Source organism: Pseudomonas baetica (assembly GCF_019733355.1).
Classification (GTDB): Bacteria; Pseudomonadota; Gammaproteobacteria; order Pseudomonadales; family Pseudomonadaceae; genus Aquipseudomonas; species Aquipseudomonas baetica_A.
The window spans coordinates 302,754-315,280 of the sequence record NZ_JAIHLQ010000001.1 but is presented as its reverse complement, the minus strand read 5'-3'; the positions used below and the strand labels follow the sequence as shown (position 1 = coordinate 315,280).

The following is a 12,527-nucleotide window of genomic DNA, read 5'->3' as shown; positions in this document are numbered from 1 at the left end:
TTGCACCCCATGTTGCTCAGTTATCTACGGCTGGTGTTGTTTGCGGCGGGCCTGTTGATTGGTGTCCAGGTGCCTGGGTTCATCAACGATTACGCGAAACGGGTCGAGGCGCATCTGATCGAGGCGCAGACCGGCCTGCGCGGTTTCCAGGGCACGGCCGAGCAATTCTTCAAGGGCGACTTGCAGGCGCTGGTCGCCCATTACCGCGCCAGTGACGACCCAGTGTTTCGCAGCGATGCCGACAGCCTGAGCACGTTGCTCAATCGTCAACTGGCGCTGGATAAACAGTTCCAGGCGATGCAAGGGCCTTGGTACATCCGCTTCCTGCAAGTGGTGCTGGCTGCCGATCCGGATATTCGCAAGGAAACCTGGAACGGCTACAGCTATCAGATTCTGCTGACCCCGGAAGCGATGATCTGGGGCATGAGCGGGGCGTTGCTGTTGTCGTTCGGCATTGAATGCCTGTTCCGTCTGATCGACTGGGTGGTGCTCGGTGGCAAGCGCCTGCGCCAGAGCCGGCCTATCGAAGACCGCGATGTGCGCGGGTTGTAAGGGCGCAGTCGCTGTGGCGAGGGGATAAATCCCCCTCGCTGCTCAGTCGGTCAATGTGATGTAGCGCTCGCCCACCTTGCGCGCATACCCTGCCAGCACCTGCTGACACAACGACACTATCTCCTCGACCCAATCCACGCCCACCCGCCACGACACCACCACCTGCAAGTTCGATGGCCGTTGGTCGATGGCGAGCAAGGTCAATTCCCCCCGCGTCAGTTCTTCGGCCACCAGCACCGGTGGCAGCGCGCCAATGCCGAATCCATCGCGCAACAAGCGCGTGATCGCCGACACCGAATTCACACAATTCAAGCGTGGCGTCAGCACGCCGTTGGCCTGCATTAACGCCAGAACGTCCTGATGCGGCCGAGAGTTTTTCGAGTAGGTGATGATCCGTTCCTGGGCCAGATCCGCAAGGCTTGAAAAGTCGCGGTTGTAGATCGAATGGCTCGCCACGATCCAGCCCAGCGGATGGCTGGCCAGCTCCAGACTGCGCACGCTTTCATGACGCACCAGATCGGTTTGCAGGATCAGGTCGAGAAAGCCTTTTTGCAGCTGATCGCAGAGGTTAAGCGACGTATCGGCCACCAGCTCGATTTCCACCCGTGGATACAGATCGGTCATCTGCGCCACCAGGGGGCTGAGCCAAGTGTGGATGACGGTGTCCATCACGCCAATGCGCACCCGGCCGACCTTGCTCGAACGGGTTTCGATCGATTGCTTGAGCGCGCTCATGGTGTCGAGCATCTGTTCGGCATAGTCCAGCACTTTCAGACCTTCGGGCGTCAGGCTGACCCCGCGTGAATCGCGCAGAAACAGCTTCACCCCCAACTCGCTTTCAAGCACCGCAATGCGGCTGGAAATCGACGCCTGAGTGGTGAAAAGCTTGTCGGCGGTCAGGCGAAAACTCTTCAGTCGGGCGACCCAGACAAAGGTCTCGAGAAACTTCAGGTTCATGGGCAAGGCTCGGGTGACAAGTTTTTCTTATGCCTAAGGCGGGTTTTTATTCGTTGGACGCAGCAGGGCCATGGGACGAAAAATCGGCGCATCCGGTTCCCACGATAGGCGTCGTCGGGGCTTCGAACAAGACTAATAAAAACCTGCGGAGATTGGCCATGAGTGCTCCCGACACCCTTCCAGACACACTCGATACACCCACGGCAACGGCGCGTCCGGGCCCGTTCGACTGGTATCGCAACATCAACAAGCAGGAGCGCCGGACCTTCTGGAGCTGCAAGATCGGCTACGGTCTGGACGGCATGGACACGCAGATGCTCAGCTTCGTGGTGCCGACCCTGATTGCGATGTGGGGCATCACCACAGGCGAAGCCGGGCTGATTCACACTTGCACCCTGATCGCCTCGGCCATCGGCGGGTGGGTCGCCGGGATTCTTTCCGACCGCATCGGGCGCGTGCGCACTTTGCAGCTGACGGTGCTGTGGTTCGCCTTCTTTACCTTCCTCTGCGGCTTCGCTCAGAACTACGAGCAATTGCTCATTGCCCGCACCCTGATGGGCTTTGGATTCGGTGGCGAGTGGACCGCCGGTGCCGTGTTGATCGGCGAGGTGATCCGCGCCAAGGATCGCGGCAAAGCAGTGGGCATGGTGCAATCCGGTTGGGCATTGGGTTGGGGGCTGACGGCGATTCTGTATGCGCTGCTGTTTTCGATACTGCCGCCGGAAGACGCCTGGCGCGCGCTGTTCATCCTCGGCATCGTGCCGGCGATTTTTGTGATCTTCGTTCGGCGCTTGGTCAAGGATCCGGAGATCTATCGCGAAGCCAAGGCTGCGCAAACCCCGGAAAACCCGGCGAAGTTCTACGAGATTTTCGCGCCCGGCATGCTTTTCACCACGATTCGCGCCTCACTGCTGACCACCGGCGCGCTCGGTGGGTACTACGCGATCACGTCCTGGTTGCCGACCTTTCTCAAGAATGAACGCGGTTTGAGCGTGCTCGGCACCGGTGGTTATCTGGCGATGGTGATCGTCGGCTCTTACGTCGGTTACGTGATCAGCGCCTATCTGACCGACCTGTTGGGTCGCAAAAAGAACTTCGTTCTGTTCGCCGTGGGCTCTTTCACCATCGTTCTGCTCTATACGCAGATGCCGGTGAGCAATGGTGTGATGCTGTGGCTGGGCTTCCCGCTGGGCTTCTTTGCTTCGGGAATCTTTAGCGGCATGGGCGCGTTTCTCACTGAGCTGTTTCCAACGCGTATTCGTGGTTCCGGCCAGGGCTTTTGCTACAACATCGGCCGGGCGCTGGCGGCGTTGTTTCCATTGCTGATCGGTCTGCTCAGCCAGAAAGTGCCATTGAGCATGGGCATCGGTGCCTTCGCTGCGGTGTCCTACGGCTTGGTGATTCTTGCTGCATTGAGCTTGCCGGAGACTCGCGGCAAGCAACTCGATGCGCAGTAACTGATAACCTGCGGGGACTGCCCAATCGGCAAATGTCCTACGGATAAAAAGACAAGAAGCTACAGGAGTGTTCACCGTGAGCCGCCTGCTATTGAATTGCGACATTGGCGAGAGCTTCGGCAACTGGACCATGGGTCTGGACGCCGAGATCATGCCCTTTATCGACTGCGCCAACGTGGCCTGCGGCTTTCATGCCGGCGACCCGAGCATCATGCGCAAAACCGTTAGCCTGGCCCTGAGCCACGGCGTGCAGATCGGCGCACATCCGGCTTATCAGGATCTGGTCGGGTTCGGCCGCCGTTCCATGGCGTATTCCGTTCAGGAACTGCAAGACATCCTGCATTACCAGATCGGCGCCCTCGACGGCATTTGCAAGGCGCAGGGCGGGCGGGTCAGTTATGTCAAACCGCACGGCGCGATGTACAACGACATGATGGCCAACCCGGCACAGTTGCGCGCAGTGATTCAGGCGGTTGCCGCTTACGACCAGACGTTGCCATTGATGTTGATGGCCACCCGCGACAACTCGGCAGCGCAGCAGCTCGGGGACGAATACGGCGTGACCCTGTGGTTCGAAGCCTTCGCCGACCGCGCTTACGACAGCGCCGGCAAACTGGTCTCGCGGCAATTGCCAGGGGCGGTGCATCACGATGCGCAAACAATCATTGAACAAGCCCTGATCATTGCCCGCGGCGCCTCGCTCACTGCGAGCGACGGTAGCGCGTTGTACCTGCAAGCCAACACCCTTTGTGTGCATGGCGATAACGCCAGTTCGGTGGCTGCCGTGCAACGCATCCGCGAGGCGTTGAACCAGCAGAGCGCGTCATGAACCCAAGGATTGAAGTCGTGGCGCTGGACTGTCTGATGCTGCGCCTGTTCGATGAAATCGCCGAGGCCAACATGCCGTGGATGCTCGCCGCCAGTGAGCGCTTGCGTGCAGGATTCGGCCAGCAACTGATCGATCTGGTGCCGTCCTACACCACGCTGATGGTGCATTACGATCTGCTGGCCCTGAGTCCGAATCAGGCTCGGGCATTGATTGCCGAGGCGTTGATCGACCTCTCGCCGAATGTGCGAACCGGCGGCCAGTGCCATGTCTTGCCGGTCTGGTACGACTTGAGCGTCGGGCCGGAGCTGAGCTTGCTCGCTGAGCGAAGCGGGCTGGCGGTGGAGGAGGTGATCCGTCGTCACAGTGCCCGGGAATACCAGGTGTTCGCCCTTGGGTTTGCACCGGGGTTTGCCTTCATGGGGCTGGTCGAAGAAATTCTGGCCGCCCCACGCCTGAACACCCCGCGCAAGAAAGTCGCCGCCGGCAGTGTCGGCATCGCCGAGCGCCAGACGGCCGCGTATCCGGTGGTGTCCCCCGGCGGCTGGAACCTGATCGGCCGCACCCCGGCGACACTGTTCGACCGTCATCGCGACGGCTACAGCCTGATGCAGCCCGGTGACACCGTGCGCTTCGAAGCAGTGAGCCATGCCGAGTTCATCCGTCTGGGTGGCGATGACACACCGCTGGAGGCACTGGCATGAGCCGATTGACGATTGAGGCTAGTACGCCGCTATGCCTGTTGCAGGACGCCGGGCGTTTTGGCGTGCGACATCTGGGCGTCACTCAGGGCGGCGCGGCGGACTGGCGCTCGATGAACTGGGCCAATTGGTTGCTGGGCAATGACCTGGGCATGCCGGTGATCGAAATTACCCTCGGCGGATTTACCGTGATGGCAGCAGAAGATTGCTTGCTGGCGCTGGCGGGGGCTGATCTCGGCGCGAACATCGATGGCCAGCCGTTGGCGCCGTGGCGCAGTTTCAAATTGCACAAAGGGCAGACGTTGCAGTTCACCCGGCCACTGCTCGGTGCTCGGGCTTATCTTGCGGCCCCCGGTGGATTTGATGCGCCTAGGGTTCTTGGCAGCCATTGCACGGTTGTGCGCGAGGAACTCGGCGGTCTCGATGGCATGGGCCTGCCGTTGGCCAAAGGGGCGACGCTGAGCTATCAGGGCGCAACTTTTTTGATTCGGGAAGTGCCACTGGAGCATCGGCCGGATCTGCGGCTGAATGCGCCGCTTGATCTTGTGCTCGGTGCGCAGATTGGCCAGTTCAGTGGGCAGAGTCTGTTTGATGTGTTCAACAGTGACTGGACACTGGACAGTCGCGCCGATCGCATGGGCATTCGTTTGCTGGGCACGGCGTTGCAGTATCAGGGCCTGCCGATGATTTCCGAGGGCATTCCTCTCGGCGCGGTGCAGGTGCCGCCCGACGGGCAGCCCATCGTGTTGCTCAATGATCGGCAGACCATCGGCGGGTATCCGCGGTTGGGGGCGTTGACGCCATTGGCGTTGGCTCGTCTGGCGCAATGTCTGCCGGGAGAAAAAGTGAGATTGCGACCGGTGGTGCAGGACGTCGCCCACCGCGAGCATGTCGATTATTTGCAGCGCTTTCTGAATCGCTAAAAGCATCGCGGGCAAGCCCAGCTAACACAGTGTTCAGTGGCGTTCACAAGATTTGTGTCCACCTCGATACCTGTGGGAGCCGGGCTTGCCCGCGATGGCGTCAGTCCAGACAACAGCAATTATTTCGACAGAAACCGCATGCCTTCTTCCAACCCGCGCAACGTCAGCGGATACATCTGATCTTCGATCAAGTCGCGCACAATGTTGGTCGACGAGGTATAGCCCCACGTATCTTTCGGGTACGGGTTGATCCAGATGAGTTTCTTGTACTTCTCCATGAAGCGCTGCATCCACAGATAACCCGGCTCTTCGTTCCAGTGCTCGACGCTGCCGCCCGCCTGAGTGATTTCATAAGGCGCCATGGCCGCGTCGCCGATGAAAATCACTTTGTAGTCGGCGCCGTACTTGTGCAGCAAATCCTGAGTGGAGAAACGCTCGGAAGTGCGGCGCATGTTGTTTTTCCACACCGATTCATAAATGAAGTTGTGGAAATAGAAGTACTCAAGATGTTTGAACTCGGTCTTGCAGGCCGAGAACAGCTCCTCGCAGGTCTTCACATGGGCATCCATCGATCCCCCGATGTCGAACAGCAGCAAGAGCTTCACGGTGTTGCGCCGTTCCGGGCGCATCTGGATGTTCAGCAGTCCGGCGTCCTTGGCGGTGTGATCGATGGTGCCGTCAATATCCAGCTCTTCCGCCGCCCCCTGCCGGGCGAATTTACGCAGGCGGCGCAGGGCGACCTTGATGTTGCGCGTGCCCAGCTCCACGGAATCGTCGAGGTTCTTGTACTCGCGCTGATCCCAGACTTTTACCGCTTTGCCCTGGCGTTTGCCGGCATCGCCAACGCGAATGCCTTCCGGGTTGAAACCGCCGGAGCCAAACGGGCTGGTGCCACCGGTGCCGATCCATTTGTTGCCGCCGGCGTGACGTTCCTTCTGTTCTTCCAGACGCTTCTTGAACTCTTCGATCAGCTTGTCCAGTCCGCCAAGTGACTGAATCTGCGCGCGCTCTTCGTCGCTCAGCGAACGTTCGAATTCTTTGCGCAGCCAATCTTCGGGAATCAGCGCCTGCAAGTGATCGTCGAGTTTTTCCAGCCCATTGAAGTAGGCACCGAACGCACGGTCGAACTTGTCGAAATGCCGTTCGTCCTTCACCAGAATCGCCCGTGACAAGTAGTAGAACTCGTCCATGTCCGCGAAGGTGACGCGCTGTTTCAGCGCGTTGATCAGGTCGAGCAGTTCGCGCACCGACACCGGTACCTTGGCTGCACGCATTTCATTGAACAGGTTGAGCAGCATGGCATCAGCCTCTTAGCGGGTGCCGCGACGGCTCATGAACGCCAGACGCTCAAGCAATTGCACGTCCTGTTCGTTCTTCACCAGGGCGCCGGCCAGCGGCGGAATCGCTTTGGTCGGATCGCGTTCGCGCAGTACCGCTTCGCCGATGTTGTCGGCCATCAACAGCTTCAGCCAGTCGACCAGTTCCGAGGTCGACGGCTTCTTCTTCAGGCCCGGTACCTTGCGCACGTCGAAGAACACGTCCAGCGCTTCGCTGACCAGATCTTTCTTGATGTCCGGGTAGTGAACGTCGACGATTTTCTGCAGCGTATTGCGGTCGGGGAAGGCGATGTAGTGGAAGAAGCAGCGGCGCAGGAAGGCGTCCGGCAGCTCTTTCTCGTTGTTGGAGGTAATGATGATGATCGGGCGCTTTTTGGCCTTGATGGTCTCGTCGATCTCGTAAACGTAGAACTCCATCTTGTCGAGTTCTTGCAGCAAGTCGTTGGGGAACTCGATATCGGCCTTATCGATTTCGTCGATCAGCAGAATGACCCGCTCTTCGGACTCAAACGCCTCCCAGAGTTTGCCCTTTTTCAGGTAGTTGCGAACATCGTGAACCTTTTCCGTGCCCAGTTGCGAGTCGCGCAGACGGCTGACCGCATCGTACTCGTAGAGGCCCTGATGCGCCTTGGTGGTGGACTTGATGTGCCAGGTGATCAACTTGGCGCCGAACGATTCGGCCAGTTGCTCGGCGAGCATGGTCTTGCCGGTGCCCGGCTCGCCCTTGACCAGCAGCGGCCGCTCCAGGGTGATGGCGGCGTTGACCGCCAGCTTCAGGTCATCGGTGGCGACGTAGGCCTGGGTGCCTTCGAACTTCATCTGCTAATCCTCGAACGGTAACGCCGACCTGAACGGGCAGGGCGGGGGCGAAAAATCGGATGCCCGACTATAACGCGCGGCCCGGTCGACTGTGAACGCAGACGGGTTATTCAGTCTCTGAATGGGGCGTCACATGTTGACTCAGTCTCGGCCTAGGCCCAGACAAACACCCCTGTGGCGAGGGGATTCGTCCCCGATGGCTGCGAAGCAGCCCAAATAAAACTAACCCGCATCCGGCTTGGGTCGCTCATACCGGGCATTGAACGCTTGGATAAATCCATTACGTAAAATCTGCAAGAACGCTTCGAACGCGTTGATATCTTGCTGATGGACGTTACCGCTGAGTTCGACTTTGGTGGCGAACTGATTCTTGCCCTGGTTTTTAAGCACGGTTTCAGTGCCGCCGACCAGTGCCTCCCAGACCGAACGAAAGATACTTTTGTTCTTGTTTTCCACGTCCTGCTGCCAGTTGAACACTTCGACATCGCGCAGCAGCGGCTTGATGTATCCGGTAAGTTTGGCTTTTACGGCTTTGGCCTCAATCACCACATCACCGTGGCCGGCGTTGAAGTCGAACTTGCCATAGGCTGAGGCAAAGTCGTTCATGCGCTTGAGTTCGATATCACGGGCGCGCAGGCGGAACTCAAAGTCTTCGAAGTTGCTCAGTGGATCGAAGGTCGCGGTGGTTTCCAGAGGCGCGTGGCCTAACAACAGCGCTTTGCCCTCGAAGCGTGCGTTGCGTTTACCTGCGGTGTCGACCACGTTTGTCAGGTTGTAGAGGCTGGCATCGACGTTTGTCGCATTCATGTTCACCGGCGGTTTGGAATTGAAGTTGCGGAAATTGATCCGCCCGTCGCTGATCCGCACTTCGTTAAGCGTAATCGGCAGGAGTTTGCCCAGTTGCTCACGCCAGTCGGTGCCTTTACCGGTCTGGGAGTTCTGTTTATTGCCTCCATCGACGAAGTTCACTTCGGGTTTGATGAATTGCACCTCGGCCACCACGGCATGGTCGTACCACAGCGAGTGCCAACTCACGGAAAGATCGATCAGCGGTGCATTGACGAACGGTACTGGCACCTTGCCGTCGACCTTGACGATCTTCAGGCCGTTGATTTTGTAAGCGCCACGCCACAGTGCCAGATCCACATCGGTGATCTGGCCGCGATAGTCGCCCATGTCCGCCAGCTTGCCGTTCAGGTAGTCGCGCACCAGGTAGGGCAGGGCGATGTGCAGCGCGATCAGCAGCACGACAATCGTGGCGAGGGTCCATAACGGCCAGCTATAACGACGCTTCATGGCGACATTTCCTAAACGATATAAAGCGATGGACTGTCACGCGCCGCAGACGTTCGACCCGACTGGACTGTGATGGGCAACAGGCATACCTTGGAGCGCTGAATTCAATGCTGCATAAGGACCCAGCCATGAGCCGTATTTTTGCTGACAACGCCCATTCCATCGGCAACACGCCGTTGGTGCAGATCAACCGCATCGCGCCTCGTGGCGTGACCATCCTGGCCAAGATCGAGGGGCGCAACCCCGGTTATTCGGTCAAGTGCCGGATCGGTGCCAACATGATCTGGGACGCCGAAAGCAGCGGCAAACTCAAGCCTGGCATGACCATCGTCGAGCCGACTTCGGGTAATACAGGCATTGGCCTGGCCTTCGTGGCTGCTGCTCGTGGTTACAAATTGATGCTGACCATGCCTGCGTCGATGAGCATTGAGCGTCGCAAAGTCCTCAAGGCCCTCGGCGCCGAACTGGTGCTGACCGAGCCCGCCAAGGGCATGAAAGGCGCCATCGAGAAAGCGGCAGAAATTGTTGCCAGTGATTCCGGCAAATACTTTATGCCGGCACAGTTCGATAACCCGGCCAACCCGGCTATTCATGAAAAAACCACGGGGCCGGAAATCTGGAATGACACGGATGGCGCCGTCGATGTGCTGGTGGCCGGGGTCGGTACCGGCGGAACCATCACCGGTGTTTCGCGGTATATCAAGAATACTCAAGGCAAACCGATTCTGTCGGTGGCCGTGGAGCCTATGGCATCGCCGGTGATCACCCAAGCGCTGGCCGGCGAAGAGATCAAGCCGAGCCCGCACAAGATTCAGGGCATCGGTGCCGGGTTCGTGCCGAAAAACCTCGATTTGACGATGGTTGACCGGGTAGAGCAAGTCTGCGACGAAGAGTCGAAAGCCATGGCGCTGCGTCTGATGCAGGAAGAAGGCATCCTGTGCGGCATTTCCTGCGGTGCGGCGATGGCCGTGGCCGTGCGTTTGGCCGAGACCCCCGAGATGCAGGGCAAGACCATCGTGGTGATTTTGCCGGACTCGGGTGAGCGTTATCTGTCGAGCATGCTGTTCAGTGATCTGTTCACTGAGCAGGAGAACCAGCAGTAAGCGGATTGATTCAGATCAGCCAAGGTTCAGTGTCGTTGTGTTATTGAGTGCTTTGTTGCGCAATGCTTGACACTGAAACTTGGGTTGGATGGGTTTTTCCCTTGGCCAGTAGTGTTTATCATGGCCTGCTGCCATGCAGGGTACGTGGCGTAGCGTTGTCTTTTTCCTGGGAGTTGTTGATGACCTTTTCGTTTGCCGCCAAGGCTTTGGTGTTGCTGCTGTTTGTGGGCAGCACGCTCTATGTGCATTTGCGCGGCAAGGCGCGTTTGCCGGTACTGCGTCAGTTCGTCAACCACTCGGCGCTGTTCGCCCCGTATAACGCCTTGATGTACCTGTTCTCCGGCGTGCCGTCCAAACCCTATCTGGATCGCAGCAAATTCCCGGAACTGGATGTGCTGCGCGACAACTGGGAAACCATCCGCGACGAGGCCATGCACCTGTTTGACGAGGGCTACATTCGCGCCGCCGAGAAGAACAACGACGCCGGTTTTGGCTCGTTCTTCAAGAAGGGCTGGAAGCGTTTCTACCTCAAGTGGTATGACAAACCGCTGCCGTCGGCCGAAACCCTGTGCCCGAAAACCGTGGCGTTGGTCAGTGCCATCCCCAACGTCAAAGGCGCCATGTTTGCGCTGCTGCCGGGGGGCAGCCATCTGAACCCGCACCGCGACCCGTTTGCCGGTTCGCTGCGTTATCACCTCGGCTTGTCGACACCGAACTCCGACGATTGCCGGATTTTCGTCGACGGTCAGGTCTACGCATGGCGTGACGGTGAAGACGTGATGTTCGACGAGACCTACGTGCACTGGGTCAAGAACGAAACCGACAAGACCCGCGTGATCCTGTTCTGCGACATCGAGCGACCGTTGAGCAATCGCCTGATGACCCGCATCAACCGCTTTATCAGTGGCTGGCTGGGCCGCGCGACTGCGCCCCAGAACCTCGACGACGAACGCGTTGGCGGAATCAACCAGGCTTACGCCTGGAGCAAGAACTTCAGCGACAGGTTCAGCGGTGTGGTCAAGCAGTGGAAGCGCCGCAATCCCAAGGCCTACCGCGTGATGCGCCCGATACTGGCAGTGGTGGTGTTGACGTTACTCGGGTATTGGCTGTTTGGTTGAGGCCGAACCAGAAGTGAAAAACCGCTCCTTGTGAGCGGTTTTTTTATCTCGGAATACAGGCAAACAGGACAGTCGGCAAGGAGGCTTGGTTCGTTTTCGATACTCGTCGATATGGCTTGCGAGCAATGTCTGGCCTCAGCAACGCCCTTGAATCTGTCGCTACCGACACGTTGCCCAAATCATTGCAATTCATGTCCCGCGCTGGTTATAGTCGGCCCTCGTGAGTCGGCGACTCACCCTTCCATCCCTTCAACAAAGATCTGCCTAAATGCCTGCATCCCTCATCAGCGCGGTAGTCGATTCAGCGGTCAACGCTGGCGTCGTGCCGTGCGGGAATCGGCAGCCCAAGCAGATCAGTCATTACCCTCCACCTGTCAGTAGCACACCGGTGTGCGCAGTCGTATCACCGCCGGGCGTTGGCGTTTCGGGCTGATCAGCATTCTCTGCTGACCCCAGCGCCCGCCAGAAAACTACTGAATTTCAGCCTCGGCTGAGTTGGCTATTTGCCTGACTACAGGTGGTATTCATGTTTGTCCTTTCGAAAAAAACCGCGCTTGCGGGGATGTCCACGAGCCTGTTCGTGCTGCTGTGGAGCAGCGGCGCGATCTTCTCCAAATGGGGCTTGGCCCACGCTTCACCGTTTGCGTTCCTGCTGATTCGCTTTGCCATTGCTTTGTGCGGGTTGGTGCTGCTGATTCCGTTGCTCAAGCTGAAACTGCCCAAGGGCGGCAAGCCGATGCTGTTTGCGATTGCCACGGGCGTGGTGTTGCTGGGGGCTTATCAGATTTTCTATCTGCTGGCCTTGAACACCAAAGTAACCCCAGGCGTGATGGCAACCATCATGGGCGTGCAGCCGATTCTCACCGTTGTCTTGATGGAGCGGCAGCGCTCGGCGAGCCGGATGTTCGGTCTGGCGCTGGGGTTGGCCGGTCTGATCATGGTGGTTTATCAGGGGATTGGTCTGGCCGGGATGTCCTGGGCAGGGATGCTGTTCGGTCTGCTGGCGCTGGCGAGCATGACCCTCGGCTCTATCATGCAGAAGCGCATTACCGACAACCCCCTGGGCACACTGCCGGTGCAGTATCTGGCCGGGCTGTTGTTGTGTGGGGTTTTCGTGCCGTTCCAGCCGTTTCATTTTGAACACAGCGCAGGTTTTATCGTGCCGGTGTTGTGGATGGGCCTGGTGGTGTCGGTGCTGGCGACACTGTTGCTGTATCGCCTGATCGCACGGGGCAATCTGGTGAATGTCACGAGCCTGTTCTACCTGGTGCCGGCAGTGACGGCGGTGATGGATTATTTGATTTTCGGTAATCGCCTGGCCGTGCTGAGTGTGCTGGGGATGCTGTTGATCATCGTTGGCCTGGCGTTTGTGTTCCGTAAAACTGCATAACACCTTGCGTAACAAAAGGCCCAGGAGGCGACTCACGGGCCTTTTTGC

The 12,527-nt window shown here is 58.7% G+C and carries 13 protein-coding genes; 9 read left to right on the top strand and 4 right to left on the bottom strand.

Going from position 1 to position 12,527, the window contains the following annotated elements:
• Window positions 1-9 precede the first annotated feature (9 nt).
• Complete coding sequence (locus K5E40_RS01415) at window positions 10-552, top strand: DUF2937 family protein (protein ID WP_221729378.1); 543 nt, start codon at window positions 10-12, stop codon at window positions 550-552.
• A gap of 42 nt (window positions 553-594) precedes the next feature.
• Here K5E40_RS01415 and K5E40_RS01410 read toward each other — a convergent pair whose 3' ends face one another.
• Window positions 595-1,509 (bottom strand): LysR family transcriptional regulator, encoded by a 915-nt coding sequence (locus K5E40_RS01410; protein WP_221729377.1) that lies wholly within the window; start codon window positions 1,507-1,509, stop codon window positions 595-597.
• Window positions 1,510-1,667: 158 nt separating this feature from the next.
• Here K5E40_RS01410 and K5E40_RS01405 point away from each other — a divergent pair, with 158 nt between their 5' ends.
• From K5E40_RS01405 to K5E40_RS01390, 4 genes are all read left to right on the top strand, one after another.
• Complete coding sequence (locus K5E40_RS01405) at window positions 1,668-2,966, top strand: MFS transporter (protein ID WP_221729376.1); 1,299 nt, start codon at window positions 1,668-1,670, stop codon at window positions 2,964-2,966.
• A 76-nt stretch (window positions 2,967-3,042) separates the two neighbouring features.
• Window positions 3,043-3,795, top strand: a complete 753-nt coding sequence (locus K5E40_RS01400; RefSeq protein WP_221729375.1) for a 5-oxoprolinase subunit PxpA — start codon at window positions 3,043-3,045, stop codon at window positions 3,793-3,795.
• Window positions 3,792-4,496 (top strand): 5-oxoprolinase subunit PxpB, encoded by a 705-nt coding sequence (gene pxpB, locus K5E40_RS01395; protein WP_221729374.1) that lies wholly within the window; start codon window positions 3,792-3,794, stop codon window positions 4,494-4,496. The genes K5E40_RS01400 and pxpB overlap by 4 nt, the downstream gene beginning before the upstream one ends.
• Window positions 4,493-5,416 carry a biotin-dependent carboxyltransferase family protein gene (locus tag K5E40_RS01390; protein ID WP_221729373.1) on the top strand — a complete coding sequence of 308 codons (924 nt, stop codon included), beginning with the start codon at window positions 4,493-4,495 and terminating at the stop codon, window positions 5,414-5,416. The genes pxpB and K5E40_RS01390 overlap by 4 nt, the downstream gene beginning before the upstream one ends.
• Before the next feature lie 119 nt (window positions 5,417-5,535).
• On the opposite strand, the gene K5E40_RS01385 is transcribed toward K5E40_RS01390, so the two are convergent.
• The 3 genes from K5E40_RS01385 to K5E40_RS01375 form a co-directional block, all read right to left on the bottom strand.
• Window positions 5,536-6,714 (bottom strand): VWA domain-containing protein, encoded by a 1,179-nt coding sequence (locus K5E40_RS01385; RefSeq protein WP_221729372.1) that lies wholly within the window; start codon window positions 6,712-6,714, stop codon window positions 5,536-5,538.
• 12 nt (window positions 6,715-6,726) lie between these two features.
• Complete coding sequence (locus K5E40_RS01380) at window positions 6,727-7,572, bottom strand: MoxR family ATPase (protein WP_157712211.1); 846 nt, start codon at window positions 7,570-7,572, stop codon at window positions 6,727-6,729.
• 222 nt (window positions 7,573-7,794) lie between these two features.
• Window positions 7,795-8,868 carry a DUF748 domain-containing protein gene (locus K5E40_RS01375; protein ID WP_221729371.1) on the bottom strand — a complete coding sequence of 358 codons (1,074 nt, stop codon included), beginning with the start codon at window positions 8,866-8,868 and terminating at the stop codon, window positions 7,795-7,797.
• Between the two features lie 128 nt (window positions 8,869-8,996).
• Here K5E40_RS01375 and cysK point away from each other — a divergent pair, with 128 nt between their 5' ends.
• From cysK to K5E40_RS01355, 4 genes are all read left to right on the top strand, one after another.
• Entirely contained in the window at window positions 8,997-9,971 is a 975-nt protein-coding gene (cysK, locus tag K5E40_RS01370) for a cysteine synthase A (RefSeq protein ID WP_221729370.1), read from the top strand.
• 179 nt (window positions 9,972-10,150) lie between these two features.
• The gene (locus tag K5E40_RS01365) at window positions 10,151-11,089 is read left to right on the top strand and encodes an aspartyl/asparaginyl beta-hydroxylase domain-containing protein (protein WP_221729369.1); all 939 of its coding nucleotides are present in this window, start codon (window positions 10,151-10,153) and stop codon (window positions 11,087-11,089) included.
• A 268-nt stretch (window positions 11,090-11,357) separates the two neighbouring features.
• Complete coding sequence (locus K5E40_RS01360) at window positions 11,358-11,522, top strand: hypothetical protein (protein WP_221729368.1); 165 nt, start codon at window positions 11,358-11,360, stop codon at window positions 11,520-11,522.
• Window positions 11,523-11,615: 93 nt separating this feature from the next.
• Window positions 11,616-12,479 (top strand): DMT family transporter, encoded by an 864-nt coding sequence (locus K5E40_RS01355; protein ID WP_221729367.1) that lies wholly within the window; start codon window positions 11,616-11,618, stop codon window positions 12,477-12,479.
• Window positions 12,480-12,527 lie beyond the last annotated feature (48 nt).